Below are 25,500 nucleotides of genomic sequence, written 5' to 3'. Positions count from 1 at the left end.
CTCCAGGTGAGGATCGCCCACAAGGGCGACCTGATGGAAACAATCCTACAGGCGAAACCAATGGCTGATTAGACGGCAACAATGCGATAGTTTGTCCCACAGACAGGACAATAAGGCTCGCACCGTGCAAGATCTCAATGACTTGTATTACTTCGCCAAAGTCGTGGAAGCCGGAGGTTTCGCCGCGGCCGGACGACTGCTGGGCATTCCCAAATCGCGGTTGTCCCGGCGCATTGCCGAACTGGAGGAGCGCCTGGGTGCCCGGCTATTGCAGCGCACCACCCGCCAGCTGAAGCTGACTGCCGTAGGCGAACGCTACCTCAGGCACTGTCAGGCCATGCTGCTGGAAGCGGAAATGGCCGACGAGGCGGTGCTCAGCATGTCCAGCGAACCCCGGGGCCGGTTACGGGTGTCCTGCCCGGTGGGGCTGGCCCACGAAATCCTGCCGGGGGTGATCCGCGACTTCCTGGAAAAATTTCCCCAGGTGCAACTGGAAGTCATGCTGCTCAACCGCCGCGTCGACCTGGTGAACGAGGGCATTGATGTCGCGTTGCGGGTACGCGAACTGGGTGACGAAGACCCACTGCTGGTCACCCGCCGCCTGCGTCAGGCGCAGATGATAATGGTCGCCAGTCCCGGGTTTTTGCATGGCCGTGCAATCAGTCATCCCGACGATCTGAAAACCCTGCCGGTGCTCGGCGCCCTCGAACCTGATCGCATGGTGCATATCCGCATGCTCGATCTGCAGGGCAAAAGCGTTGAACTGGCGCTCGAAGCGCGCCTGGGCATCGACGATTTCATCGTACGCAAGGCCAGTACCCTTGGCGGCCTGGGCTTTACCATGCTGCCAATGATGTATTGCGAACAGGAACTGGAAAATGGCTCGCTGGTGCAGTTGCTGCCCGACTGGTCCCTGCCGGGTGGCTGGCTTCAGGCGGTCTACCCTCATCGGCGCGGAGTGATGCCGGCGGTACGCGCCTGGATCGACCATCTGGTGGAATCATTCGAGGCCTGTGGAGAACGATTGCTATGAAGGACGCACGCATGAGTGAAGAAGAAGTCGCGACGTTCTGCCTTGCCTTGCCTGGAGCACGGGAAGACTACAAATGGGGTGGCGTGCGGGTGTTTTCGGTTGCCGGGAACAAAATGTTCGCCTTGCAGGGCCTGCGCGGCGATTCCCTGGCCTTCAAGGTCGATAAGGATTTGTTTCTCGGCCATTGCGACCGCCCGGGAATTGCCCCGGCCCCCTATCTGGCCCGCGCCCAGTGGATCATCATGCAAACCCCCTACCCGCTGGGCCGTGATGAGCTGCAAGACCTGTTGCGACGGTCCCACCAATTGGTCGTCGGCAGGTTGCCCAAGCGCATTCAGGTCCGATTGTTGCTTTGAACCTTGATTAGCGGAACGCACCGGACAGGTGCGAGCCGAGAAACAACAGGTCTATCCAGAACACCTGATGCAGCAACACGATGAACCAGAACACCAGTTGAAAGGAAACCTTGCGCGTCTTGTGCCGGAACACTTGTTGGGCCAGCAAGGCACCTGGCCAGCCACCGGCGAACTCCAGTGCGTGCAGGACGTTTTCCGGGGTGCGCCATTGATCGGCCTGGGCCTTGCGCTTGTCGCGCCAGTACAGCAAGAACGCCAGCACGCTGAAAATGCCGTAGGCCACCAGGGGAACCAGCGACACCCCTCGCAGCCAGAACGTAATCGAGCCCGTCAGCGGCAATGCACACAGCACCGCAAACACCAGCCATTTCAGCCGTGGGTTGCGTATTGGCCCAGCGGGCTGGCGGCCAGGCTGGCTGCGTGCATTGTATTGGCTCACGGCTTGGCCGCAGTCCAGTCGACCCAGCCGAACTGCCAGGTGGCCAGGATCAGCAAACCGAACACGATCCGATACCAGGCGAATGCCGCATAGCTGTGGTTGGCGATGAACTTGAGCAGGCCGCGCACGGCGATCATGGCGAAAATGAATGCGGTGACGAAACCGACGGCAAACACCGGGAAATCCGCGGGCACGAACAAATCACGGTACTTGTAGCCCGAGTACACCGCAGCACCGACCATGGTTGGCATTGCCAGGAAGAACGAGAACTCGGTAGCCGTCTTGCGCGACAGGCCGAACAGCAAACCGCCAATGATCGTCGAGCCCGAGCGCGAAGTGCCGGGAATCATCGCCAGGCACTGGGCGAAGCCGACTTTCAGGGCGTCCTTCCAGGTAATGTCATCCACCGTCTCGGCGTGCACTTGGTGCTGACGGCGCTCGGCCCACAACATGATGACCCCGCCAACCACCAGGGCGCTGGCCACGGTGATCGGGTTGAACAGGTAATGGTGAATCAGGTCGGCGAAGATCACCCCCAATACCACGGCCGGCAGGAATGCGATCAGCAGGTTGGCGGTAAAACGCCTGGCACTCGGCTGGGTCGGCAAACCGATAACCACATCGAAGATCTTGCGACGAAATTCCCACACCACCGCCAGAATCGCACCGAGCTGAATGATGATGTTGAAAGCCATTGCCCGCTCACCACCGAACTCGAGCAAATCGGCCACGATAATCTGGTGGCCGGTACTGGAAATGGGCAGAAACTCCGTCAGCCCTTCTACAACCCCAAGAATCAATGCCTGAAAGGCGGTCCAAAGATCCATCAATCCCCCAAAAGGCTATGCACCTGCATGCCCCAATAGTATTTTTCAAAGCAATCATTGCGATGAGCGTAACTGAAATCCCGCGTGAAACAGCCCCCACAGAACTGTGAAAGTCCGCTGATAAATCATTCAGGACCGAGAGCTTTCCATTCGGGGCCGAAATCCTATCAGACAAGCCCGGTAAACGCTGCCGCGTATTTGGACATCCGCTGCCAAGGCAGGCTGGAGACGGTTTTTTACAAGAACAACAAAGGCAGTTCGAAAACCTCGCGGCCGGCGGGTACAATCCGCCCCCTCTTCCATTTCCCCCAAGGAACCTCCATGTCCGGGCTTGAACTGTTTGCCGCCGCCCTCGGTGTCATTGCCGTCTGGCTGACGGTCAAACAGAACCCCTGGTGCTGGCCGATCGGCCTGGTCATGGTGCTGCTTTACAGCTGGATATTTTTTACGGTGAAGCTGTATTCGGACATGCTGCTGCAAGTGATTTACGCCGGCTTGCAGCTGTACGGCTGGTGGCAATGGACCCGCCCCGGGCAAACTCTACAGGGCCGCGCGGTCAGCCGCCTGGGTGGCAAGGCCGTAGCCATCAGCCTGGCGATTGGCGCATTCGGCAGCCTGTTGCTGGGCGCGGCCATGGCCCACTGGACCGATGCCGCGCAGCCTTGGCTCGATGCGGCGCTCACCGGATTCAGCCTGGTGGCGCAGGTGTGGATGGCGCAAAAACGGGTGCAATGCTGGGCGCTGTGGATTGCCCTGGATGTGATTTTCGTTGGGTTGTTCGTTTATAAAGAGCTGTACCTGACCGCCACCCTGTATGGCTTGTTCGCGATTATCGCCGTGCAGGGCTGGCGTGAATGGCGCGCCGATCCGGCGTTACGCGCATGAAAGTCCTGGTGCTGACCGGTCCGGAATCCAGCGGCAAAAGTTGGCTGGCAGCCGGGTTGCAGGAACATTTCGGCGGCGTTCGAGTGGACGAGTATGTGCGCCACTTCATAGAGCAGAATCCGCGGGACACCACCCTTGCCGACATCCCCGACATTGCTGCCGGGCAATTGCGATGGGAGGACGAGGCCCGCGCCCGACACCCGCAACTGCTGATTCTCGACACCCACTTGCTGAGCAACATCCTCTGGAGCCAGACCCTGTTTGGCGAATGTCCGGCCTGGATCGAACAAGCCCTGCTGGCCCGGCACTATGACTTGCACCTGCTGTTGTCACCGCAAGACGTCGAATGGACAGATGATGGTCAGCGCTGCCAGCCCGACCTGGGCGAACGCCAGGCATTTTTCGACAGGACTCAGGTCTGGCTCGACAGCCACGGCCAAGCTGTTCAGATTCTGGATGGAAACTGGGCACAACGCCGGCTTCAGGCACTCGACTGCGTGACTCGACTTTTGCATCCCTGCCCCTGAATTCGGGGCGTTTGCCCCCTTCGCTCCCCTGATCCAGGAAAAAACTGTCCGCTGCTGAAACACACTCCCCTGCGCAAGTGGCCCGTTTAAAAGCCCCTCATCGTTTAACGACCTGACCTGTCACGACTTTGAAACACATCGACTAGAACCCCTGTTCCAGAGCGGTGCAACGACTTTATCGGGTCCCAACCCGGTAGTTATGTCTCAGGACTGATACAGAATCAACATTGATCTATCGGCCAAATTCTGCAAGCTATTGATTTTCCAATGAAATCAAAAACCGGCACAGCTTTCGCTCCTTATCCCTGCCAGCCCACATAAAGAAGGAATTGTGCCGTGGGGATGTTCATCGATAAAGGCTTGTCCTGCCTCCTGCTGATCGCAGGTGCTGCCAGTACGCTCCTCACATTCGACGTCCAGGCTGAAGGCAACGGTGTCATCGTGCTGCAACGCGATGTACAGCCGCAGTATTTCGGTCGCAATGGTGGCAGGGACCCCTATCCGAGCACCATCAACGCCAACCCATCGGCACGGGTCACCGGCGAACTGAGCGACGCAGACATTGCCGGCGTCACCACCGGTACCGCCCTGCGCAGTAGTAATGGCCAGCACCTGAACGGTATGCAAGGCCTCAACGTCATCAGCAATCCCAATGGTATGCCCGGCATGCGCGCCAGTCACGGCGGCGGCAGCGGCAACGCCATTTCGGGGACCGTCAACCGCGCCATGAGTTCCGGCCTCGCCCCACTGGGCAGACTGGCTGGAGGTCAATGAGATGCGGCATTTCCTCATGTTCCTTGCCCTGTTCGGGTGCACCAGCGTGATGGCCGACTCCGGGGTCAGCACGGTGAACAACGCCAGCATGGTGGATGCCGGCACCCGCTACAAAGGCAACTTCAACGTCAACCAGGCCTCGGGTGATCAGCATCAGCAGGCCAACGTCCGTGCAATCGCCATCGGTACCGACGCGAGCGCCACCACCCGCATCAATCAGAAAATCAACACCCAGGCCGATAGATCGGTTGATGCAACCACCACCCTCGGCGGCACATCTTTCAGTAATGGCAACGGCGTCCTGGGTGTGAACCAGGGTGCGGGGGCCAACAACCAGATGGCCAACGCCATGCGAATCAGCGTCAGCGCTGCACCGCAAGCCGTGGACGACAGCGCCCTTTCTCAACAAAACGTGGCGTTGCTACCTGGCTCGGGGGCAAGTGGCGCCCCAACCGGCGCTCGCCAGGTGGTGACAAGCGACCAGGCCTTTGCTGGTAGCCGGGGAGTGATCCAGGTCAACCAGAGTGCCGGTGTAGGCAACCGCATGACTAACACCCTAAGCATCCGGGTCGCTGAATGACCCGAAGGCAGTGCAATTAGAAAAGTAACAACATTTGAATAACGCATAAGCACGGAGATCACCATGAACTCTACAATGGCCTTGAAACCAATGGTTTTCGCTCTGGCAGCGGTGATGGCATTCGCAGTGCAAGCCACCCCTGACGATGACCAAGGCAATGGCAATCAGCCTGCAGGCCCGTCGCTGGACCAAGTTCTGCAGATCACTGCGGGCGCCGGGGCCGTCGTGGTGGATGAGCAGGAGAGCAACACCGGCTCAGTACGCAACCAGGGCACCCAAAATGATGCCAGGGTCAGAGATTCGGCGGAATCCTCAAACGGCAACCTGGGCATGAACAATGCCTCCGGCGACGGCAACCAGCAAGATAACGCTGCCGCACTGGCGACCGCGGACGAAAGCTTCATCTTCGGCAGTGCAATCGCTGTCACGAGCGCGTCTCAGACGATCTCTGGCAACACCGCCAGAAACCGCGCGAGCGCCGCCAACGCCAACATGACCAACGTGGGTAACAATGGCTCTGGCAACATTGGCGTAAACAACTCGGCCGGCAGCTTCAACCAACAGAAAAACAACCTGGCGATTGCCGTGTCCGGCGGACGTGTAGCAGTCGCAGCGGCGGCAGCCAACCAAAGCTCGTCCGGCCTCACGGCCAACAACAGAGCCTTCGTCGCCGTTGGCGCAACAGGTCTGGCTGGCGTAACCACCCAACAAATGGTGACCCCGGCGGGCTGGAACCCTGTCACCAACACTGCAACACTCAATAACGTCGGCAACAATTTCTCCGGCAACGCTGGCTTCAACAACTCTGCCGGTACCGGCAACCAGCAAAGCAACTCGCTCTCCATCGCTGCAGGTTGCAGTGGCTGCTAGTGATTGCGGTCGACATAAAAGCCCCGGCGACGGGGTTTTTCCTCGGCCCGAAGGCGTGATGACAATGCGCAAGGCTGCACTGTTCGCCCTCCTCTGCCTGTCCGGCCTGACCCAGGCTGGGCAGATGCCGGTGGCCGCCTTGCCTGGCGGGGTGCTGGTGTACAAGCAGGTGCAGAGTTTGCGTGAGCGCAAGTTCAGCAATATCGTCGAGCAGAAAACCGATTTCAGCTGCGGCGCCGCGGCATTGGCAACGGTCCTGCGCCAGGCGTACTGGCTTGATGTCGATGAAGAACATGTCATCAAAGGCATGTTGATCAATGCCGACCAGGACCTGGTGCGTACGCAAGGCTTTTCCATGCTGGACATGAAGCGCTACATCGAAAGCATCGGCATGCGCGCCCGGGGCTACAAGATCCCGCCTGAAAGGCTCGACGCAGTCACGATCCCGGTAGTGGTCCTGATGGAGATTCGTGGTTACAAGCACTTCGTGGTGATGCAGCGCGCCGACAGGAACTGGGTCTATATCGGCGATCCGGTACTCGGTCACAAGCGCTACTCCCATGATGACTTCGTCAAAGGCTGGAATGGCATTGTGTTTGCCGTCGTAGGCCCCGGTTACGACAAAACCAATGCATTACGCAGTCCACCGGAACCGCTGACTGCCAAGTACAAACTGGACAACTTCAACCCGGTCAAAGATGCCGAATTGATGGATTTCGGTTTCATACAGAGCGATTTTTTTTAATCGCCAACAAGCCAACAAACAGAGGGCAGGACGCTCCGGGAGCAGTAAATGAAAACCTCCTATTGGCTGGCCGCTGCTTGTCTGGTGACGAGCACCACCGGCTTTGCCAATGATTTCAATCCCGTCGAGATAAAGGATGAAGAGCTGGCCCAATTGCGCGGCCGGTATGTCATGCCGGGGCGCGTTATCAGTTTCGGCGTGGTCATGAGCAGTACCTGGCGCAATGCCAGTGGCGACCTGATCGGGGCAGCCACTACGATGCAAATTCAGGCCGCGACGGTAAAACCCCAATTTTACGTATCAACCATCAAGGAAAGGGGCAACGGCAGAACGCCCACGCTGGGCTCCGGCACAGTGCTCGGTGGTGCCAGCCTGAACACCAGCCAGGCAATTACCCAGGTCACACGGGCCGCCGGTGATGACAACACGGCAAACAACAGCATCACCATCGACGTCAAAGAGGCCAGTATCGCCCCGGCACCGTTGCCCGCTCAGGGCGAGGCGCTGGTAGCCGGCCAGACGATCAGCGGCAACAATGCAGCAGGCAGTGTCGCCGTTTCCGCCACCGGTGGCGGGGTCCAGATGGCGATTACCGCCAATAACAATCAAGGTTCGTCCCTGCACAAAATCGCGCAGAGTGGCCTGGTACAAAACACCCGCTTGCAGGGCAATAACAATATGGTCAACAACCTCACTCAACTGAGTGTGATTCTCAATAATGACGGTTCGGGCACGGGTGGCCAGAACTTCAATCTGAATCAACTTACCGCACTTCGTACGCAGGGGTACTAAACTACCCTGAGGCTCGAACATTGGGCATCAAGGGACGGCATATTTCATGTATCGATCAGTACCCCTGCGTGCAGTCGTATGTTTGAGCGCCCTATTCCCCGCGGCAGTATTGCAGGCAGCACCCGATGCCGAACTACAGGCTCTGAAACAGGAACTGCTGGAGTTGAAGCAACGATACGAAGCCCAACAAAAAGCCTTGGCGGTACTCGAACAACGAGTCCGCCAGGTTGAAGAACAGCCCGCAGCACCGCAACCCAAGCGCCTGGTCAAGTCACCAGCGGATATGAAAGGCAATTCGAAAGTCGCCACGGGCACCGGGGCAGCACCAGCCTCCGCAGGCGGCAGCTCATATGGACAAACGCTGGTAGAAGACTCGCAACCGGCCCAAAGCGTTTCCAATCTCTATGACGAAGCCAGCGGATTCTTCGGCGGCGGCAAGTTCAGCGTCGAAACCGGCATAACCTACTCGCGTTACGATACGCGGCAATTGATTCTCAACGGCTTTCTTGCGCTGGACTCGATCTTCCTGGGCAACATCAACCTGGACCGAATCAAGGCCGACACCTGGACCCTTGACCTTACCGGTCGCTACAACTTCAACAATCGCTGGCAGTTCGACCTGAACGTCCCGGTGATCTACCGCGAATCCACGTATCAATCCGGCGGCGGCAACGAGGGTTCGGCAGGCGTCACCTCCGAAGCATCCGTTACCCGGGACCCGAATATCGGCGACGTCAACTTCGGCATCGCCTACAAGTTCCTCGACGAGTCGGTCAACACGCCGGATGCGGTGGTGACCTTGCGCGTGAAGGCGCCCACCGGCAAGGACCCGTTCGGTATCAAACTGCGCCAGGTCGACGCCAACTCCAACCTGTTCGTACCTGACACATTGCCTACCGGCAACGGGGTCTGGTCGATCTCGCCAGGTATCTCGCTGGTTAAAACCTTCGACCCGGCAGTGTTGTTCGGCAGTTTGTCCTATACCCACAACCTGGAGGAGTCGTTCGACGACATCAGTTCGACGGTCAATCAAAAGACGCCGGGTAAAGTACGAATCGGCGACAGTATCCAGATCGGTGCCGGTATCGCTTTTGCGTTGAACGAAAAGATGAGCATGTCGTTCTCGGTCTCTGACCTGGTACAACGCAACAGCAAAATCAAACAGGACGGTGGAGAGTGGGAAAAGGTGATATCCAGCGATGCCAACGCCGGTTACTTCAACATCGGCATGACGATTGCCGCCACTGACAGCCTGACCATCGTGCCTAACCTGTCCATCGGACTGACCGACGACGCCCCGGACTTCCAGTTCAGCCTGAAACTTCCTTATTACTTCTGACCCTTCGACCATACCCCGTTGATGTGAGTACACGCTGATTGCATGGCCCCCCATAAATCTGGAGCCGGCAAGCCAGCTCCTGGAGGAACTGGTGCAGGCTGCGATCTTTGCAATCAGCGAATCTGGTGTTTATGCAACAACCGGTAGAAGGTCGGCCGAGACACACCCAGTACCTTGGCGGCGACACTCAGGTTGTCGCTGTGGCGGCTCAATACATCACACAGTGCCTGGCGCTCGGCACGGGTCTTGTAATCTTCGAGGGTACCCATGGGGGCGGTAATGGCCTGCTGACTGATCAACCCCAGATCGCGGGCCTCGATCTGCCGGCCTTCGGCCAACACCAGGCCGCGCCTGACCCGGTTGGCCAGCTCGCGAACATTGCCCGGCCAGTCGTGCTTGCCCATGGCAATCAGTGCGTCCTCGCTGAAGCTGCGCGGACGCCGGCCGGTTTCGTGGCTATAGAAATGCGAAAAGTGGTTAGCCAGCACCAACAAGTCGCCGTGGCGCTCACGCAGCGGCGCCGTTACCACTTGCAATACGTTCAGGCGGTAATACAGGTCTTCGCGAAAGCGGCGCTTTTGGATGGCAGATTCAAGGTCGACGTGAGTCGCCGCCAGGACCCGCACATCCACCGGGATCGGCTGACTGCCACCAACACGCTCGATGTGTTTGTCCTGGAGAAATCGCAGCAGGTTGGCCTGCAATTCCAGCGGCAGGTCACCAATCTCGTCAAGAAACAATGTCCCGCCATGGGCCGCTTCAATTCGCCCGACCTTGCGCTGGTGCGCACCGGTGAAGGCGCCTTTTTCATGACCAAACAGCTCGGACTGGATCAAGTGCTCGGGAATCGCGCCGCAATTGATGGCGACAAAGGGCTTGCTGTGACGCTGGGATTGTCGGTGCAGAGTCCGCGCCACCAGCTCTTTGCCCGTGCCGCTTTCCCCCCGAATCAATACCGGTGACTCGGTCGGTGCCAGCTTGCTCAGCAGCTTGCGCAACTCACGGATAGGTTTGCTGTCACCTAGCAGCTCGTGCTCAGGCTGGTCGACATGTACCGTGCCCTGCCCGCGCAGGCGTGCCATGCCATACGCGCGGCCCAGTGTAACCTGCACCCTCGCCACATCGAACGGTAAGGTATGAAAGTCAAAAAACCATTCGCAGACAAAGTCCCCGACATTCTGCAGGCGCAGGACTTCCTGATTCAGCACTGCTATCCATTCGGTACCACTGCGACTGATCAATTCCTTGACGGCGTCGGGCCGCTCAAGGTGATAGGGCTGCAAGCGGATCAATCCGACGTCACAGGAGCGATCGGCGGCATTTTCCAGCGAGCAGCTATCCACGTCCCAGCCCACAGAGCGCAATCCCGGGAGCAGGCGATAGCAGTCATCGCAGGGGTCCACTACTAACAACCGCCGTAAGGCAGGCGCATCGCTCATGACTGTTCCTTGGCGCCAAAATTAAGGAATATTTAGTAAAAACAGTCGTTTGGCGGACCTAGGTGTAACGTTAGCAAGAAGTTGACGGGGCCTTGTACCGTTTGTCTATAGCGTTGATACCAAACTAGTTATAAGAAGCAGGTTTATTAGTTACCTAACGACTATTTCCTTTCAGCCAGCTTTCAAAACAAGGCTCCCTCTTGAATAGATGCAAGAAAGTGAAAATTTATTGTGATTGTGTGTGACCCGGGGGGCGCTTGCGGGCATCAGTAAAAGTAAGAAACCGAACGGTAAGCCCAACCTTCGGCATTTCACTTGATTGGGCATAATTGAGAGAAGACCTTATGAACGCCCCGCTCCGTATCAACGAAGCTCTTTTGATTGCTGATCGCGCATTCAAGCCATTTAAATGTGTGGCATGGGCCCCGCAGGACGGTAACGGCGAACTGACTCTTACGGTTATCGACCGCACCAGTACCAACATCGGTCGCACGCAGATTCCAAGCAGCGCCTATACCGATCCCGAACAGCTCGAACACGTGCTGGAACAGGCCCGCGCGGAATTGAGCGAGGAAGGCTACACGCTGCAATCGTGGTCGATGCCGCACTAATTGTCTTGCGGATTACTTCCCGGTAATCCGCTCCCTCCTCTCGTTAGTTAACTGGCCTTTTACGGCCAACTGTACTCATCGACACTGACTGAGTGGAACTTCTATCGCCTGATTGATTTGCAGGCTAGTCAGTGGTTCGAAAAGACACTGTTGTGGCACACAGCGACCCTCCGCCTGTTAGTTCTTGCAGTTGTGCATCTTGTCATTCAGGGATTGAATGTTTTCCTGATAGTCGCCATCCCGACTCTGGACCAGGCCAACTCGCAAGGAGATGCGTGCATGTCAATCCAGTCTGCTGTTGCCTTCCCCTGCACCCGTGACGACGACGGTAAACTCGATATCACGTTCGCCGCCAACGGCAGAACCCAGGTGTATTTTGCCGGCAGCCTTTGCAGCGTGGCCAACGGGGTAGCAATAGATGCCCAGGGTCGCTTGCTGGTGTCCGCGAAGGTCACAATGCCCGATGGCAGCCGCTTCGGTCTGGCCAGATTGCTCGAAGATGGCTCAGCGGACCTGGCATTTGGCCGACAAGGCAGTGTCATCGGCCAATTCGAACCGGGCTTCGAAGCCATGGGGGCCAAAGCCGTGGTGTTGGCCGACGGTAATATCCTGCTGGCCGGCCTGCATTACGAAGACGCCCATCGCACGCTGCCGGCCGTGGCACTGTTTGATCCACAGGGGTTACCGGTTCAAGGCTTCGGCAACAATGGTCGCAGCGTGGTGCGCTTGCCCGGCGACCTGTCCCGGGGAGTGCGTGATGCCTGGCTGCCTCCCGGTGTACCCGGCGCGGAAGCCTGCGATGTCGGCATACAGAAGGACGGGCGAATCCTGCTACTGGCCAATCACCACTTCGAACTCGCCGATCACGTTGGCCTGCTGATGCGCCTGGACGTGGAAGGCTCGCTGGACAGTTCGTTCAATGGCCGCGGTTTCGTCATGGTCAGGCATTTACTGATGAACACCTGGCTAAGCTGCCTGACGGTGCAGCGCGATGGACAAATCCTGGTGGGTGGATCGATCAACTTTCCCGAAGAAGGTCTGCTGGCGCGCTATCAAACCGACGGCAGTCTCGACGAAAAATTTGCCATCGATGGATTCATGACCTTCAAGGCACAGAGGCACAACGCGCAGGTTACCCGGGTAGTCCAGCAGGAGAATGGCGACGTGCTGTGTTTTGGCAGCAGCCGCGACCCGATGCATTGCCTGGCATTTAAAACCCACAGCGACGGTCGCCCGGATAACCATTGCCACGGTGGCCAGCCCCAGCTTCTGGAAATTGGTCACTGCGGCTGCCAATGGACCGCCGCGCAAGCACAACCCGACGGCACTGTACTGACAGTTGGCGCAACCATCGGCGGCAGCGAGGCAGACTTCATTCTGGGGCGGTATCTGCCCGGCGGCCAACTCGACGCCGGGTTCGGCGACGGCGCGGGATGGGTGCGCACCCGCTTCGGTCGCAGCCTGGATACGGCAACCTGCGTTGCCGTGCAGGCCGATGGGAACATCGTTGTAGGAGGTTACTCACTGGACGGCACATACAAGGCAATCGTCGCACGCTATCTGGCGTAGGCCACTGTATTTTTCCTACGCTTGATCTTCTCTCGCGCTTGCGGCAACTTGCGCGCTTCTTAAGACAAGGAGCAGCTGATGTCCGGTTCAATGGCCCAGGCGTTCGCGCACAACTTTCTCGGGCAATCGCCCCGCTGGTACAAGGCCTGCATCGTCGGCTTTCTGATCCTCAATGCCCTGGTGCTATGGACGGTGGGGCCGGTGGCAGCCGGCTGGCTGCTGGTACTGGAGTTCATCTTCACCCTGGCCATGGCGCTCAAATGTTATCCGTTGATGCCCGGTGGCCTGCTGCTGGTTGAAGCACTGCTGCTGAAGATGACAACGCCCCAGGCGCTGTATGACGAGTTGCTGCATAACTTCCCGGTGATCCTGCTGCTGATGTTCATGGTCGCCGGCATCTACTTCATGAAGGACTTGCTGCTGTTCCTGTTCTCACGCCTGCTGCTCGGCGTGCGCTCCAAGGCCTTGCTCGCCCTGATGTTCTGCTTTTTATCGGCGTTTCTGTCGGCGTTTCTCGACGCCTTGACCGTAACCGCCGTGATCATCAGTGCGGCCGTGGGGTTCTACTCGGTGTATCACCGCGTGGCCTCGGGTAATGATCCACGCCAGGACAGCGAATTTGGCGATGACCAGCACTTGCCGACACTGCATCACGGCGATCTGGAACAGTTCCGTGCCTTTCTGCGCAGCCTGTTGATGCATGGCGCCGTGGGCACCGCACTGGGCGGCGTCTGTACCTTGGTTGGCGAACCGCAAAACCTGTTGATCGGCCACGAGATGGGCTGGCATTTCTTGGAGTTCTTCTTGAAGGTTGCGCCGGTATCCCTGCCGGTACTCGCGGCAGGTCTGGTGACCTGCGTGCTGTTGGAGAAACTGCGCTGGTTCGGCTATGGCACCGTGCTGCCCGATAACGTTCGCGCGGTGCTGGCCAACTACGCGGCAGAAGATGATGCCGAACGCACCACACGCCAGCGTGCAGCTTTGATAGTCCAGGGCGTGGCCGCATTGATCCTGATTGTCGGCCTGGGGTTTCACATCGCCGAGGTGGGCCTGATCGGCTTGATGGTGATCGTGCTGATCACTGCGTTCACTGGCATCACCGACGAACACCGCCTGGGCACCGCGTTCAAGGACGCCATGCCGTTCACCGCCTTGTTGGTGGTGTTCTTCGCCGTGGTGGCCGTGATTCACGACCAGCAACTGTTCACGCCGCTGATCCAGTGGGTATTGGCGCTGCCGGCGAATCAGCAGCCGGGTATGCTGTTTATCGCCAACGGTCTGTTGTCGGCCATCAGCGATAACGTATTCGTGGCGACCATTTACATCACAGAAGTGAAACGCGCCTTTATTGCCGGCGCCATGACCCGCGAACATTTCGAGACATTGGCCATTGCGATCAATACCGGCACCAACCTGCCAAGCGTGGCGACACCCAACGGCCAGGCGGCGTTTCTGTTTCTGCTGACGTCGGCGATTGCACCGCTGATTCGCCTGTCTTACGGGCGCATGGTGTGGATGGCGTTGCCGTATACCGTGGTGATGGGCGTGCTTGGCTGGTACGCCGTCAGCTACTGGCTGTAACCCTGCCGTCCCCCCCTCCATCCCTGTAGGAGCGAGCACGCTCGCGAAAAACCTGAGAGCGCCGCGGGGTGTCAGCGCCCCAGCGTTATCGTTGACGACCATCGCGAGTCAGCTCGCTCCTACAGGATTTGGCGTTGCTACCCGAGACGGTGCCAGACTCGACCATCGCGGGCCAGCAACTCCTCACCGGCCTTGGGGCCGTTTTCCCCGGCTGCGTAGTCCTGCACGCTTGAGTCCTGCTGCCAGGCATCGAGGAACGGCTGCACGGCACGCCAACCGTTCTCGATATTGTCGGCACGCTGGAACAGCGTCTGATCGCCCGTCAGGCAATCGTAGATCAGGGTCTCGTAGCCGGTGGACGGCTGCATCTCGAAGAAGTCCTTGTAGGCAAAACCCAGCTCGATATTGTCCATTTTCAGCGACTGGCCCGGTCGTTTGGCCAGCAGATCGAACCACATGCCTTCGTTGGGCTGAATCTGGATACGCAGATAGGTGGGTTTCAGCTCCTCAACCTCGGTATCACGAAACTGCGCGTAAGGTGCCGGCTTGAAACAGATGACGATCTCGGTGTCACGCACGCTCATGCGCTTGCCGGTGCGCAGGTAGAACGGCACACCCACCCAGCGCCAATTGTCGATCATGACCTTGAGCGCGACATAGGTTTCGGTCGTGCTGTCGGGCGCCACGTTGTTTTCCTGGCGATAACCCGGCAACGCCTTGCCGTCTACCTCACCGGCGCAGTATTGGCCACGAACCGAGTTGGCCCGGGCCTCCTCGACGGTCCATGGCCGGATCGCGCCAACCACCTTGGCTTTTTCGCCACGCACCGCGTCGGCGCCAAAGGCCGCTGGCGGCTCCATCGCCACCATTGCCAACAACTGAAACAGGTGATTGGGCACCATGTCGCGCAGGGCGCCAGTGTTTTCGTAGAAACTGCCACGGGTTTCCACACCGACGGTTTCGGCGGCGGTGATCTGTACGTGGTCGATGTAGTGATTGTTCCAGAATGCTTCGAACAGGCTGTTGGAGAACCGGCTGACCAGGATGTTCTGCACGGTCTCTTTGCCCAGATAGTGATCGATCCGGTAGATCTGCTTTTCCGTCATGACCTTGAGCAAGCAGGCGTTCAACGCCTCGGCGGTATGCAGATCGGAGCCGAAGGGCTTCTCGATGACCACCCTCCTGAAGGCATCCTGTGATTCCTCCAGCAAGCCGGCGGCGCCGAGACGACGGGCCACCTCACTGAAAAAGCGTGGCGCGGTGGCCAGGTAGAACACCGCATTGCCGGTACCGCTGTCGGCGATTTTCGCCGCCAGCGCCTGATAAGTGCTGTCGTCCAGAAAATCGCCCTGGACGTAGCTGATTCCTTTGGCGAGCCTGGCCCACACGACCGGATCAAGGGCTTGATCGCCCTTCCCGACCTTGGTGGCCACCTCGTTGCGAATGAAGTCTTCGAGTTTTTGCGCGAAGCCTTCATCGCTGATGGCGTTGTGGTCAACGCCGATGATCCGCAGGCCATCCCCGAGCAGTCCGTTGCGACTGAGGTTGTACAGCGCCGGCATCAGCAGACGCTTGACCAGATCTCCGTGAGCGCCAAACAGGAACAGCGTGGTTGGCGGTGCGGGCTCGGTCTTGGATTTCCTGCGGATCCCGTGGGTCATTTTTTCGCTGTCTCCACGTGACCGCCGAAGCCGAAGCGCTGGGCCGAGAGAATCTTGTCGCCAAAGGTGCCTTGCCCACGGGAGCGGTAGCGCGAGAACAGCGAGTTCGACAGCACCGGTACCGGTACCGCTTGTTCCATGGCGGCTTCGATCGTCCAGCGGCCTTCACCGCTGTCCGCCACCGAGCCTGAGAAACCTTCGAGTTTCGGATCGCTGGCCAGGGCATCAGCGGTCAGGTCGAGCAGCCAGGAGGACACCACGCTGCCGCGACGCCAGACTTCGGCGATATCGGCGACGTTCAGGTCGAAACGCTGATCCTCGGGCAGAATCTCGCTGGACTTGGTCTTGAGGATGTCGAAACCTTCGGCGAACGCCTGCATCATCCCGTACTCGATGCCGTTGTGGATCATCTTCACAAAGTGACCGGCACCGGCGGGACCGGCGTGAATGTAGCCGCGCTCGGCGCGATCATCGTCAGACTTGCGATCCTTGGTGCGCGGGATGTCACCCAGGCCCGGGGCCAGGGTTTCAAACAACGGGTCGAGACGCTTGACGGTCTCGGTATCACCGCCAATCATCATGCAGTAACCGCGCTCCAGGCCCCAGACGCCGCCGGAGGTGCCGACGTCGATATAGTGCAGACCTTTTTCCGCCAGGGTTTTCGCCCGACGAATATCATCCTTATAAAAAGTGTTGCCGCCGTCGATGATGGTATCGCCGGCTTCGAGCAAGGTGCTCAGCGTGTCGATGGTGTCTTCGGTCGGTGCGCCTGCCGGCAGCATGACCCACACCGCTCGTGGCTTGGCCAGTCCGGCGACCAGGGCCGGCAGGTCGGCCACACCGGTGGCGCCCTCCGCGGCCAGGGTTTCGATGAAGGCGGTATTGCGGTCATAAACAACGGTGGTGTGCCCGTTGAGCATCAGGCGACGCGCAATATTGCCGCCCATGCGGCCCAGTCCAATAATCCCGAGTTGCATGTGCTGATGCTCCCTACTACAAATAAATGTGTGTCAAAGGTTATAGCGCAACGTGACCAATGAAGCCCAAAGAAGCTTTAGTCAGGTGCGTTGCCATGAAGTTTCCGGGCATTGTGCCCGATCCTGACTGATAACGCCTGCAATCAAGCCGAAGACACAACGACAATGCAAAATAAAAAAGTTCCCTTCGAGGGAAAAAGAAATCAAAATTGGCGCCGATAGCAGGTCGACCTCCCGTTGCGAGGCTTACCTGTAGTTGAGACACGCCATTTGCGAGGTGAGCAATGGGCACAGTACACGCCGTACAGCCAGCACAAACCCTTTACGTCACTATCCGTCGCGATGAATTGCGCCAGTTGAAAGACGAGCGCGATCAATTGAAACAGGAGCTGACCCAACTGCGTCTGTTGCTGCAAGGAAACGAGACCAAGCCGTTACCTGTCACTCACCGCGTTCCTCACGTCTGATCCTTCCTCAACGCGCAAGCGGTCTGCACTGCTTGCGCTCGCTGCACGTCGGGCCGATACCGGCAACTCACAAAATTTTCACATTCAGAAACAGATAATTTACGGTTGATGGCCGCTCGCTATTCGCGCGGCCCAGTTCCGTCGTCCGGGATGTTCAACGTCCCGGAAATGGAAGTGTTTTATCGGCTGGAGCGCTGAATGAATGTGTTTGAACGCAGCAACAAGTCTGCGAAAGGTTTCGATTGGGCCGGGTTCGTCTGGCTGTTTGTCTTCTTCTGGTATTTTTCCGGCATCACCCAGCTGCTCATCCAGCTGACGGGTACCTCCGGATTCTCCGGGTTCCGCCAGGCCTTCGTGATGAGTGCCCTCTGGCTTGCGCCGATGCTGCTGTTCCCCAGGCAGACGCGTGTACTGTCGGCGTTGATCGGTGTGGTGCTGTGGGCGTGCTCCATGGCCAGCCTGGGTTATTTTTTCATCTATCAGCAAGAGTTCTCGCAAAGTGTCATCTTCATCATGTTCGAATCGAACGTGTCTGAAGCCGGCGAGTACATGACCCAGTATTTTGCCTGGTGGATGGTCCTGGCATTCCTCGCCCACAGTGCTTTCGCCTACTGGCTGTGGACTCGCCTGCGCCCGGTATACCTGCCACGCGGCAAAGCCCTTTTGGCAGCCACCGCAATCGTCATCGCAGTGGTCGGCTATCCGCTGCTCAAGCAGACTCAACGCACCGGCAGTTTCGCAGCAGGCTTCGAGAAGTTCGAAACCCGCATCGAACCGGCAGTGCCCTGGCAGATGGCCGTGGCCTATCACCGCTACCTGGAAACCCTTGCCAGCATGCAAGGGATGCTCGACAGCGCCCGCAAGATCCCGCCGCTGCGCAACCTCAAGGATGCGATGGCCAACCAGCCGGCGACCCTGGTACTGGTGATCGGCGAGTCCACCAACCGCCAGCGCATGAGCCTGTACGGTTATCCGCGCAACACTACGCCAGAACTGGACAAGCTCAAGGATCAACTGGCGGTCTTCGACAATGTCATTACCCCGCGCCCCTACACCATCGAGGCGTTGCAGCAGGTTCTGACCTTTGCCGACGAAGAGAGCCCGGACCTGTACCTGTCGACGCCGTCGCTGGTCAGCATGATGAAACAGGCCGGTTACAAGACCTTCTGGATCACCAACCAGCAGACCATGACCAAGCGCAACACCATGCTCACGACCTTTTCCGAACAGGCCGACGAACAGGTGTATCTGAACAACAACCGCAATCAGAACGCCGCCCAGTACGATGGCGATGTCATCGAGCCATTCAACAAGGCCCTGGCTGACGCGGCGCCACGCAAGCTGATCGTCGTGCATTTGCTCGGCACGCACATGAGCTATCAGTACCGCTACCCGAAGACTTTCGACAAGTTCACCGACCGCACAGGTGTCCCCGCCGGCGTGCGTGATGATCAGTTGCCGACGTACAACAGCTATGACAACGCGGTGCTGTACAACGATTTCGTGGTCTCCAGCCTGATCAAGGACTACGCCAGGACCGATCCGAACGGATTTCTGCTGTACCTCTCTGACCACGGCGAAGACGTGTTCGACTCTGCGGGCCACAGCACTCTGGGACGCAACGAGAATAAGCCGACGGCGCCGATGTACACCATTCCGTTCATGGCCTGGGCTTCGCCAAAATGGCGTGCCAGCCATGACTGGAATTTCACCGCAGCGCTGGATCGACCGTACAGCAGCTCCCATCTGATCCATACCTGGGCCGACCTCGCAGGTTTGAGCTTCGATGAACTGGATCGCAGCAAGAGCCTGGTCAGCGACAGCTTCACGGTGCGCCCGCTGATGATCGGCAACCCTTACGAACGTGAACAGAAAGCCTTGATCGACTTCAGCCTGATGAAGCCCAAAGCGGCGCCGACGGTCGTTAAGCAGTAAACCTTCAAGGGGCCGGTTCCGGCCCCTTTCTCATACCCCGCGCCGCACACTCTCTGCAGCCTCACACCCCTGGTGAAGTTAATTCCCATTTAACGGAATCGGCGGATAATTCTGTTTGTACACCGACTCATTGGCTCATGGATGAAAGGCATCCGATCAGTAGTGGAGGCAAACCATGAAACGTACTGCAATGATCATCGCAGGATTGATGGCACTGGGTACCGCCAGTGCATTTGCCGAAGGTGGCGCCGAACGCATGCGCTATTACTTCGAAAGCCTGCGACTCGCCCAGCAGCAAGCGCTCGGGCAAGCGAGCCAGAGTGCGGAACTTCGGGTCCCCGACGATCAAACTGCGCAAATGACTGAATCCTACAAGGACCGCGATGATCTGTAGGAGCGAGCAGGCTCCGGGCGGCGTTCCGACGATAGACGTTAACGATGACGCGGGCGTCCTGAATGCCAGCGGTGCTCTCTGTTTTTTCGCGAGCATGCTCGCTCCTACAGTTTGTTCTTCAGCGCACGCAGATCCCCTGTAGGAGCGAGCAGGCTCGCGATGGACGTCAACGATGACACGGGCGTCCTGAATGCCAGCGGTGCTCTCTGGTTTTTCGCGAGCATGCTCGCTCCTACAGTTTGTTCTTCAGCGCACGCAGATCCCCTGTAGGAGCGAGCAGGCTCGCGATGGACGTTAACGATGACGCGGGCGTCCTGAATGCCAGCGGTGCTCTCTGGTTTTTCGCGAGCATGCTCGCTCCTACAGTTTGATCTTCAGCGCACGCAGATCCCCTGTAGGAGCGAGCAGGCTCGCGATGGACGTCAACGATGACGCGGGTTTCCTGAATGCCCGCGGCGCCCTCGGTTTTTTCGCGAGCATGCTCGCTCCTACAGTTGCGGCCGTTTTTGCCCGTTGGATCAGAGCGCCTTGGTCCAGAACATCATGCGGCCGTGCGCCGGGTCAAACTCGCCCGCAGCAAAACCGAACTTGCCATAGGACGCCTGGGCCACTGCGTTGCCTTCCAGCACCTCCAGGGTGATTTTGCAGCAGCCCCGTTGCCGGGCGATTTCCTCGACCTTGTGCAGCATTCGCTGGCTCAGGCCCAATCCGCGAAACTTCGGCACCACCGCCACATCATGGACGTTGACCAATGGGCGACAGGCAAAGGTCGAGAACCCCTCAAAGCAATTGACCAGCCCGGCCGGTTCGCCGCCGACGAAGGCCAGGACACTGAACGCATGGGCGCGCTTGGCCAACTCCTCCGGCAAGTGTTCCAGAACAGTCGCAGACAAGGAATGGCCCCCACCCATGGGGTCTTCGGCATAACTGTTCAAGACCAGGCCAATCGCCTCGGCATGCACCGGGTTGCTGTAGCTGGCTTGCAATACAAGTATTTCTGCGAAATCCATTTCCATCCTCGAACACACATGAAGTAGCCCGTGCGCAGTTCACACGGGAATCGCGACCCTAGCGCGAGATGCGACAAATATCAAAGGATCAAAAGACCGCAGCCTGCGACGACGCCTGCCTTAATGCCCCCAGATCAAGGCTTCAGTCCATCCCAGCTCGGCAAAATCCTCGGCCCGCAGGTGCGCTTCACCGGCACAGAAAAATTCGTCCAGTTGCGGTGGTGCGACCGAGGTGCCGCTGAGCATGGCGTGAACCTGCCCCCGATGATGGATCTGGTGCTCGAACAGATGGGACAGCAGGCGCAGGCGGCTGTCATGCTGTGGGGTATCACGGGCGATCGTCACGATTTTACCGAGATCGGCGTCACGCATTTGCTCGCAGTAGGCAATCAGCCGACGGTCGACATGGGCTTGTTCGCGGCCAAGTTCGTCAGCGGCAGTGAACGGCTCGTCTTGCCGGAAAAACACCTGAATATCGGCGTGCGGATCGTCGCCGCGCAACTCACGTTCCAGGGCATCCACATACAACCAGTCGCAGGTCAGAATGTGATTGAGGGTCGCCCGCAGGCTGGGAAAGAAACTGACTCGGGCAGCCGCCAGTTCGTGGGCACTCAACTGCCGCCAGGCCTTGGCGAGGCGATGATTGGCCCAGGCGTTCTGATAGGCCATGGTCAGCAAATGATGTGACAGTGGCTGATGCATGCTCCCTCCTCCCGATCAGCTTTGGGCAAATCGTTGCAACTGCATTTCCTGGAGACGACTGAGGGTGCGACGGAACGGGAACTCCAGATACCCTTCGGTATAGAGCGACGCCATCGGTACCTGCGCTTCAAGATACAACGGCACTTTGCGGTCGTAGCATTCGTCCACCAGTGCAATGAAACGCCGCACTCCATCGTCATGCACCGACAGTTGCGGCAACACGCGATCCCCCGCCTCTACCCGTTCGACGCCATCCTCAGTGCCCCGGGCGATGCGCCCTGCACGCTTTTGCGCGCTCAGGTTTGGCACATCACCCAAAAGAATAGCGCTGTAGGTGTCACACAGGGTCATGAAATCCATGGCGGCAAACGGCTGCTCGCAGAGATTGGCGTAACGGCTCCAGAGCACGCCGGGGCTGGCCTTGACCACATCAAGCGAGCGGTAGCCGACCTTGATCGGCTCACTGCTGACTGGCTGGCCGACGGTCAACGCCGCAAACACCTCGTCCAGCGCGCCAGGCTGCCCCGGTTCGACCACCCAGTAACGTTGCGACGCTGCCCCCGGATGCAGGCGATGATCTTCCCCGCCATCCACCGCGATCACCTGCATATGCTGTTTGATCGCGCTGATGGCAGGGACAAAGCGCTCACGGTTGAAGCCATCGGCGTATAACTGATCTGGCGGCAGGTTGGATGTACAGACCACCACAACCCCCTGCTCGAACATCACTTGAAACAAGCGCCCGAGAATGATCGCGTCGCCGATGTCGTTGACGAACAACTCGTCGAAACACAGCACCCGCACTTCCTCGCTCAGCTCGCGCGCCAGCGCCTTGAGCGGGTCGGCGGTACCGGTCAGTTGAAACGAGCGCTGATGCACCCAGCCCATGAAGTGATGAAAGTGCTGGCGCCGGGCCGGTATTCGCAGGCTTTGGTAAAACTGGTCCATCAACCAGGTCTTGCCACGCCCCACCGGGCCCCAGAGATAGACGCCGGATACTGGCGTGCGACCTTCATGCAATGCTTCGTGGCATTTGTGCAAGGCCCACACGGCATGTTCCTGGGCCTCGTCCTGGACGAAGCCCTTTTGCGCGATGGCCTGCTGCCAGGCGCTCAGGGGGGAGTCGATAGTCATGCGCAGCAGTATGCCATCGCCCTTCGATTACGGGGCCGCTGGTCGGCAAATTTCATGCAGGCGGTAAAACCCATTGACGCATAATATTACGTGCGTAATATTTATTGCATGTTGTACGTCATTCATATTTCCATCCCCTGGAGTCAGGCTCATGCATTACAAAGTCTTCGGCCGTAAAACCGGCTTGCGTGTATCCGAACTGGCGCTGGGCGCCGGCAATTTCGGCACCGGCTGGGGCCATGGTGCAGAGCGTGACGAAGCCCGGCGCATCTTTGACGGCTACCTGGAAGCCGGCGGCAACTTCATCGATACCGCCAACGGCTATCAGGGCGGGCAGTCGGAAGTGATGCTCAGCGAGTTCATCGCTGCAGAGCGTGATCGCCTGGTCATCGCCACCAAGTACGCCCTGGGTACCACCCCAGCGGCGGGAATCTCCCACACCGGCAACAATCGCAAGAACATGGTTCGAGCCGTTGAAGAAAGCCTCAAGCGCCTGCAGATCGATCACATCGACCTGTTCTGGGCACACATGAGCGATGGCGTGACGCCAATGGAGGAGATCCTGCGCGGCTTCGACGACCTGGTGCGCGCCGGCAAGATCCATTATGCCGGGCTGTCGAACTTCCCGGCCTGGCGCATCGCTCGCGCCGACCTGCTGGCCGAAGTGCGCGGATTTGCTCCGGTGGCCGCCATTCAGGTCGAGTACAGCCTTGCCGAGCGCAGCGCGGAACGTGAACAACTGCCGATGGTCGAGGCCCTGGGCCTGGCCGCCACCTTATGGTCACCCCTGGGTGGCGGCTTTCTCACCGGCAAGTATCGCAACAATGACAGCGACAACCGCGCCAACAAGCTCGGCGTCCTGATTCACAGCGAAAAAAGCGCCCGGGAAACCGCCCTGCTCGACGCCTTGCTGGCCGTCGCCGCAGAACTTGACGCCAGCCCGACGCATGTGGCCATTGCCTGGCTGCGGGAAAAAGCCAGGCGCTCGACCACGGCGCTGATTCCGATTCTGGGCTCGCGCACCCGTGAGCAACTGGATGCGACATTGGGGGCGTTGCAGGTGCACATGAGTGCCGATCAATTGGCGCGACTCGATGGCGCCAGTGAAGTAGCCAAAGGTGTGCCGCATCAAACCATTGCCAGTTCGTTCGCGGGGTTCAGCGGCGGGCAGACCCTGGACCTGCCGATCATTCCAGTGGCCTGATAAAGAGCCCCTGTAATTGGAGCTGGCTTGCCAGCGATGGCGCAGTGTCAGTTACCGTGATGCTGGATGTGCTGGCCTCTTCGCCAGCAGGCTAGCTCCCACAATTTGATATTCAGTGAACACAACATACATGGCCGGCCCGCATCCACTGTGGGAGCTGGCTTGCCAGCGATGGCGTAGTGTCACTCACCCGAGATGCTGGATGTGCCGACCTCTTCGCGAGCAAGCCCGCTCCCACAATTTGATCTTCAGTGAACACAACATTCATGGCCGGCCCCCATCCACTGTGGGAGCTGGCTTGCCAGCGATGGCGGCTTGTCAGTCACCCGTGATGCTGGATGTACTGACCTCATCGCCAGCAGGCTMGCTTGTATGGTAGGACTTGAAGGGAGGAGGAGGGACAAGGCTCGATTCTGACTGTTGACGCAGTACAGACCGTGGGAGATTTCGCCCCTCCTCCTTTCNGCTTGTATGGTAGGACTTGAAGGGAGGAGGAGGGACAAGGCTCGATTCTGACTGTTGACGCAGTACAGACCGTGGGAGATTTCGCCCCTCCTCCTTTCACCCAAGCGCCGATAAAGAATGCATCTGGCTAGACCGACGATAGGAACAAGCCTGCGCCTCTGGGTGAGCCCTTCAAGTGCTCAAACCTTATCCCGGAGGAAATGCTGTGGCAATGTCAGTCGCTCTATCAAAACCGATCGTGGGCGTGGATGTCGCCAAGAATGAACTGGTGATTTATCAGGCTGATGGGGATGTGCTTAAAGCGATTCCCAACACCAAGACGTCCATCAAACAGTGGCTGAAGGCCTTGCTGGGGCCAGTGTCTATTGCCATTGAGGCAACCAACATCTACCACCTGGAGTTCGCTGATCTGGCCTATGAAGCCGGCTGCACAATTTACATGGTGGGCGGCTATGAACTTAAACATTACCGAGAAGGCGTAAAGATCCGCGCCAAAACCGACGCCTTGGACGCTAAGCTGCTGGCCCGTTATCTGAAAAACGAAGCCGAGGAGTTGCGCCCCTGGACCCCGCCATCACCGATGTACCGCCAGCTTCTGAGCCTTTTCCGCCGTCGCGCGGCTTTGGTCCAGGCCAGGGTCGGCCTGGTGCAGAGCTGGTCGAATGAGCCGCTGCTGAAGGCCGCATTTGCCGAACAAATCAAGTCCATGCAGCGGCTTGAAACAATGATCGAAAAGACGATCAACGATCAGCTCAAACAATCCGGTTTGCTCGGTCAGCTGAAGCGTTGCCTGAAAGTCGAAGGCATTGGATTTCTGACCGGCGCGCGCTTGCTCACGGCGTTTCAGCGGGGGGAATTTAGCAACGCGGACGCGTTTATCGCCTTCTTGGGCATGGATTTGCGGGTATCGAAATCAGGCCAGAAGGACGGTCGCCGCAGCTTGACCAAGCGCGGAGACCCCGAGGCCCGCCGACTTCTGCACAACGCAGCGATGTCGGCCAGCCGTACGAAAGCCTGGAAAGGGTTTTACGAAGCCCAAAGAGCTCGGGGTTTCAGCACTACGCAGGCGCTGGTGATGCTGGCTCGCAAGCTTGCTCGGGTGGTATTCGCCTTGCTGAAAGGACAAAGCGAATATCAGCCAAAAGTCAGTTGAGGGCTTCCCCTCAACCATAGAATCTCCCACA

General features: G+C 58.7%; 26 protein-coding genes and 1 pseudogene. 18 read left to right on the top strand and 9 right to left on the bottom strand.

The genetic code is table 11. The features are described 5' to 3' along the window. The first annotated feature begins 124 nt into the window (after window positions 1-124). Window positions 125-1,033 carry a LysR substrate-binding domain-containing protein gene (locus ASE98_RS14430; RefSeq protein WP_060542007.1) on the top strand — a complete coding sequence of 303 codons (909 nt, stop codon included), beginning with the start codon at window positions 125-127 and terminating at the stop codon, window positions 1,031-1,033. Further along, complete coding sequence (locus ASE98_RS14425) at window positions 1,030-1,389, top strand: MmcQ/YjbR family DNA-binding protein (RefSeq protein WP_060542006.1); 360 nt, start codon at window positions 1,030-1,032, stop codon at window positions 1,387-1,389. Before ASE98_RS14430 ends, ASE98_RS14425 begins: the two co-directional genes overlap by 4 nt. Before the next feature lie 7 nt (window positions 1,390-1,396). Here the strand turns inward: ASE98_RS14425 and ASE98_RS14420 are convergent, their stop codons facing one another. Both ASE98_RS14420 and ASE98_RS14415 read right to left on the bottom strand, forming a co-directional pair. Beyond that, window positions 1,397-1,828 (bottom strand): DUF1294 domain-containing protein, encoded by a 432-nt coding sequence (locus ASE98_RS14420; protein ID WP_060542005.1) that lies wholly within the window; start codon window positions 1,826-1,828, stop codon window positions 1,397-1,399. Next, window positions 1,825-2,655 carry an undecaprenyl-diphosphate phosphatase gene (locus ASE98_RS14415; protein ID WP_060542004.1) on the bottom strand — a complete coding sequence of 277 codons (831 nt, stop codon included), beginning with the start codon at window positions 2,653-2,655 and terminating at the stop codon, window positions 1,825-1,827. Before ASE98_RS14415 ends, ASE98_RS14420 begins: the two co-directional genes overlap by 4 nt. Window positions 2,656-2,976: 321 nt before the next feature. Here ASE98_RS14415 and pnuC point away from each other — a divergent pair, with 321 nt between their 5' ends. The 8 genes from pnuC (at window position 2,977) to ASE98_RS14375 (ending at window position 9,167) form a co-directional block, all read left to right on the top strand. Then, a complete protein-coding gene (pnuC, locus tag ASE98_RS14410; protein WP_060542003.1) occupies window positions 2,977-3,540 on the top strand; it encodes a nicotinamide riboside transporter PnuC in 564 nt (187 codons plus the stop codon). After that, window positions 3,537-4,067 (top strand): AAA family ATPase, encoded by a 531-nt coding sequence (locus ASE98_RS14405; protein WP_060542002.1) that lies wholly within the window; start codon window positions 3,537-3,539, stop codon window positions 4,065-4,067. The genes pnuC and ASE98_RS14405 overlap by 4 nt, the downstream gene beginning before the upstream one ends. A 342-nt stretch (window positions 4,068-4,409) precedes the next feature. Then, window positions 4,410-4,841 (top strand): hypothetical protein, encoded by a 432-nt coding sequence (locus ASE98_RS14400; protein WP_256352851.1) that lies wholly within the window; start codon window positions 4,410-4,412, stop codon window positions 4,839-4,841. A 1-nt stretch (window position 4,842) separates the two neighbouring features. Beyond that, window positions 4,843-5,421, top strand: a complete 579-nt coding sequence (locus ASE98_RS14395; protein ID WP_060542000.1) for a hypothetical protein — start codon at window positions 4,843-4,845, stop codon at window positions 5,419-5,421. Between the two features lie 63 nt (window positions 5,422-5,484). Beyond that, window positions 5,485-6,291, top strand: coding sequence for a hypothetical protein (locus ASE98_RS14390; RefSeq protein ID WP_060541999.1), 807 nt, complete (start codon window positions 5,485-5,487; stop codon window positions 6,289-6,291). A gap of 64 nt (window positions 6,292-6,355) precedes the next feature. Continuing rightward, the gene (locus tag ASE98_RS14385; RefSeq protein WP_060541998.1) at window positions 6,356-7,036 is read left to right on the top strand and encodes a C39 family peptidase; all 681 of its coding nucleotides are present in this window, start codon (window positions 6,356-6,358) and stop codon (window positions 7,034-7,036) included. Window positions 7,037-7,084: 48 nt separating this feature from the next. Next, complete coding sequence (locus ASE98_RS14380; protein ID WP_060541997.1) at window positions 7,085-7,828, top strand: hypothetical protein; 744 nt, start codon at window positions 7,085-7,087, stop codon at window positions 7,826-7,828. Window positions 7,829-7,874: 46 nt separating this feature from the next. Continuing rightward, window positions 7,875-9,167, top strand: a complete 1,293-nt coding sequence (locus tag ASE98_RS14375) for a transporter (protein WP_060541996.1) — start codon at window positions 7,875-7,877, stop codon at window positions 9,165-9,167. 113 nt (window positions 9,168-9,280) lie between these two features. Here the strand turns inward: ASE98_RS14375 and ASE98_RS14370 are convergent, their stop codons facing one another. Further along, window positions 9,281-10,606: a sigma-54 dependent transcriptional regulator gene (locus ASE98_RS14370; RefSeq protein WP_060541995.1), complete on the bottom strand. Its 1,326-nt coding sequence runs from the start codon at window positions 10,604-10,606 to the stop codon at window positions 9,281-9,283. A 344-nt stretch (window positions 10,607-10,950) separates the two neighbouring features. Here ASE98_RS14370 and ASE98_RS14365 point away from each other — a divergent pair, with 344 nt between their 5' ends. The 3 genes from ASE98_RS14365 (at window position 10,951) to nhaB (ending at window position 14,367) form a co-directional block, all read left to right on the top strand. Continuing rightward, window positions 10,951-11,217, top strand: coding sequence for a hypothetical protein (locus tag ASE98_RS14365; RefSeq protein ID WP_060541994.1), 267 nt, complete (start codon window positions 10,951-10,953; stop codon window positions 11,215-11,217). A gap of 279 nt (window positions 11,218-11,496) precedes the next feature. Further along, window positions 11,497-12,786 (top strand): hypothetical protein, encoded by a 1,290-nt coding sequence (locus ASE98_RS14360; protein WP_060541993.1) that lies wholly within the window; start codon window positions 11,497-11,499, stop codon window positions 12,784-12,786. A 78-nt stretch (window positions 12,787-12,864) separates the two neighbouring features. Next, the gene (gene nhaB / locus ASE98_RS14355; RefSeq protein ID WP_060541992.1) at window positions 12,865-14,367 is read left to right on the top strand and encodes a sodium/proton antiporter NhaB; all 1,503 of its coding nucleotides are present in this window, start codon (window positions 12,865-12,867) and stop codon (window positions 14,365-14,367) included. 24 nt (window positions 14,368-14,391) lie between these two features. On the opposite strand, the pseudogene ASE98_RS27750 reads toward nhaB, so the two are convergent. The 3 genes and pseudogenes from ASE98_RS27750 to gnd form a co-directional block, all read right to left on the bottom strand. Beyond that, a pseudogene (locus ASE98_RS27750) lies at window positions 14,392-14,469 on the bottom strand (outer membrane lipoprotein carrier protein LolA); the annotation flags it as partial. Window positions 14,470-14,504: 35 nt separating this feature from the next. After that, window positions 14,505-16,028, bottom strand: coding sequence for a glucose-6-phosphate dehydrogenase (gene zwf / locus ASE98_RS14350; protein ID WP_060541991.1), 1,524 nt, complete (start codon window positions 16,026-16,028; stop codon window positions 14,505-14,507). Beyond that, window positions 16,025-17,005 carry a phosphogluconate dehydrogenase (NAD(+)-dependent, decarboxylating) gene (gene gnd / locus ASE98_RS14345; protein WP_060541990.1) on the bottom strand — a complete coding sequence of 327 codons (981 nt, stop codon included), beginning with the start codon at window positions 17,003-17,005 and terminating at the stop codon, window positions 16,025-16,027. Before gnd ends, zwf begins: the two co-directional genes overlap by 4 nt. 284 nt (window positions 17,006-17,289) lie before the next feature. Here gnd and ASE98_RS14340 point away from each other — a divergent pair, with 284 nt between their 5' ends. The 3 genes from ASE98_RS14340 (at window position 17,290) to ASE98_RS14330 (ending at window position 19,801) form a co-directional block, all read left to right on the top strand. After that, window positions 17,290-17,472 (top strand): DUF6026 family protein, encoded by a 183-nt coding sequence (locus ASE98_RS14340; RefSeq protein ID WP_060541989.1) that lies wholly within the window; start codon window positions 17,290-17,292, stop codon window positions 17,470-17,472. 198 nt (window positions 17,473-17,670) lie between these two features. Next, on the top strand, window positions 17,671-19,407 hold the full coding sequence (locus tag ASE98_RS14335) for a phosphoethanolamine transferase CptA (RefSeq protein ID WP_060541988.1): 1,737 nt from the start codon (window positions 17,671-17,673) through the stop codon (window positions 19,405-19,407). A gap of 175 nt (window positions 19,408-19,582) precedes the next feature. Further along, window positions 19,583-19,801, top strand: a complete 219-nt coding sequence (locus ASE98_RS14330; protein ID WP_060541987.1) for a hypothetical protein — start codon at window positions 19,583-19,585, stop codon at window positions 19,799-19,801. Window positions 19,802-20,319: 518 nt separating this feature from the next. On the opposite strand, the gene ASE98_RS14325 is transcribed toward ASE98_RS14330, so the two are convergent. The 3 genes from ASE98_RS14325 to zapE form a co-directional block, all read right to left on the bottom strand. Beyond that, entirely contained in the window at window positions 20,320-20,811 is a 492-nt protein-coding gene (locus tag ASE98_RS14325) for a GNAT family N-acetyltransferase (protein ID WP_060542281.1), read from the bottom strand. A gap of 120 nt (window positions 20,812-20,931) precedes the next feature. Then, window positions 20,932-21,513: a DinB family protein gene (locus ASE98_RS14320; protein WP_060541986.1), complete on the bottom strand. Its 582-nt coding sequence runs from the start codon at window positions 21,511-21,513 to the stop codon at window positions 20,932-20,934. Between the two features lie 15 nt (window positions 21,514-21,528). Then, the gene (zapE, locus tag ASE98_RS14315; protein WP_060541985.1) at window positions 21,529-22,647 is read right to left on the bottom strand and encodes a cell division protein ZapE; all 1,119 of its coding nucleotides are present in this window, start codon (window positions 22,645-22,647) and stop codon (window positions 21,529-21,531) included. A 151-nt stretch (window positions 22,648-22,798) separates the two neighbouring features. Here zapE and ASE98_RS14310 point away from each other — a divergent pair, with 151 nt between their 5' ends. Together ASE98_RS14310 and ASE98_RS14305 are read left to right on the top strand one after the other, a co-directional pair. Next, window positions 22,799-23,851 (top strand): aldo/keto reductase, encoded by a 1,053-nt coding sequence (locus ASE98_RS14310; protein WP_060541984.1) that lies wholly within the window; start codon window positions 22,799-22,801, stop codon window positions 23,849-23,851. Between the two features lie 676 nt (window positions 23,852-24,527). Next, window positions 24,528-25,469 carry an IS110 family transposase gene (locus ASE98_RS14305; protein ID WP_060541983.1) on the top strand — a complete coding sequence of 314 codons (942 nt, stop codon included), beginning with the start codon at window positions 24,528-24,530 and terminating at the stop codon, window positions 25,467-25,469. The last annotated feature ends 31 nt before the right edge of the window (window positions 25,470-25,500 follow it).

It is taken from the genome of Pseudomonas sp. Leaf48 (assembly GCF_001421885.1).
GTDB lineage: Bacteria > Pseudomonadota > Gammaproteobacteria > Pseudomonadales > Pseudomonadaceae > Aquipseudomonas.
This window is presented reverse-complemented; position numbering and strand designations above follow the sequence as displayed.

Bases quoted from the DNA above. Each gene is read 5' to 3' on its own strand.
- ASE98_RS14305 (WP_060541983.1), top strand. From the start codon at position 24,528: ATGTCAGTCGCTCTATCAAAACCGATCGTGGGCGTGGATGTCGCCAAG.
- ASE98_RS14325 (WP_060542281.1), bottom strand. From the start codon at position 20,811: ATGGATTTCGCAGAAATACTTGTATTGCAAGCCAGCTACAGCAACCCG.
- ASE98_RS14395 (WP_060542000.1), top strand. From the start codon at position 4,843: ATGCGGCATTTCCTCATGTTCCTTGCCCTGTTCGGGTGCACCAGCGTG.
- ASE98_RS14415 (WP_060542004.1), bottom strand. From the start codon at position 2,655: ATGGATCTTTGGACCGCCTTTCAGGCATTGATTCTTGGGGTTGTAGAA.
- ASE98_RS14320 (WP_060541986.1), bottom strand. From the start codon at position 21,513: ATGCATCAGCCACTGTCACATCATTTGCTGACCATGGCCTATCAGAAC.
- ASE98_RS14405 (WP_060542002.1), top strand. From the start codon at position 3,537: ATGAAAGTCCTGGTGCTGACCGGTCCGGAATCCAGCGGCAAAAGTTGG.
- nhaB (WP_060541992.1), top strand. From the start codon at position 12,865: ATGTCCGGTTCAATGGCCCAGGCGTTCGCGCACAACTTTCTCGGGCAA.
- gnd (WP_060541990.1), bottom strand. From the start codon at position 17,005: ATGCAACTCGGGATTATTGGACTGGGCCGCATGGGCGGCAATATTGCG.
- ASE98_RS14385 (WP_060541998.1), top strand. From the start codon at position 6,356: ATGCGCAAGGCTGCACTGTTCGCCCTCCTCTGCCTGTCCGGCCTGACC.
- ASE98_RS14370 (WP_060541995.1), bottom strand. From the start codon at position 10,606: ATGAGCGATGCGCCTGCCTTACGGCGGTTGTTAGTAGTGGACCCCTGC.
- zwf (WP_060541991.1), bottom strand. From the start codon at position 16,028: ATGACCCACGGGATCCGCAGGAAATCCAAGACCGAGCCCGCACCGCCA.
- pnuC (WP_060542003.1), top strand. From the start codon at position 2,977: ATGTCCGGGCTTGAACTGTTTGCCGCCGCCCTCGGTGTCATTGCCGTC.
- ASE98_RS14335 (WP_060541988.1), top strand. From the start codon at position 17,671: ATGAATGTGTTTGAACGCAGCAACAAGTCTGCGAAAGGTTTCGATTGG.
- ASE98_RS14380 (WP_060541997.1), top strand. From the start codon at position 7,085: ATGAAAACCTCCTATTGGCTGGCCGCTGCTTGTCTGGTGACGAGCACC.
- ASE98_RS14400 (WP_256352851.1), top strand. From the start codon at position 4,410: ATGTTCATCGATAAAGGCTTGTCCTGCCTCCTGCTGATCGCAGGTGCT.
- ASE98_RS14330 (WP_060541987.1), top strand. From the start codon at position 19,583: ATGAAACGTACTGCAATGATCATCGCAGGATTGATGGCACTGGGTACC.
- ASE98_RS14390 (WP_060541999.1), top strand. From the start codon at position 5,485: ATGAACTCTACAATGGCCTTGAAACCAATGGTTTTCGCTCTGGCAGCG.
- ASE98_RS14375 (WP_060541996.1), top strand. From the start codon at position 7,875: ATGTATCGATCAGTACCCCTGCGTGCAGTCGTATGTTTGAGCGCCCTA.
- ASE98_RS14360 (WP_060541993.1), top strand. From the start codon at position 11,497: ATGTCAATCCAGTCTGCTGTTGCCTTCCCCTGCACCCGTGACGACGAC.
- ASE98_RS14425 (WP_060542006.1), top strand. From the start codon at position 1,030: ATGAAGGACGCACGCATGAGTGAAGAAGAAGTCGCGACGTTCTGCCTT.
- ASE98_RS14340 (WP_060541989.1), top strand. From the start codon at position 17,290: ATGGGCACAGTACACGCCGTACAGCCAGCACAAACCCTTTACGTCACT.
- ASE98_RS14365 (WP_060541994.1), top strand. From the start codon at position 10,951: ATGAACGCCCCGCTCCGTATCAACGAAGCTCTTTTGATTGCTGATCGC.
- ASE98_RS14310 (WP_060541984.1), top strand. From the start codon at position 22,799: ATGCATTACAAAGTCTTCGGCCGTAAAACCGGCTTGCGTGTATCCGAA.
- zapE (WP_060541985.1), bottom strand. From the start codon at position 22,647: ATGACTATCGACTCCCCCCTGAGCGCCTGGCAGCAGGCCATCGCGCAA.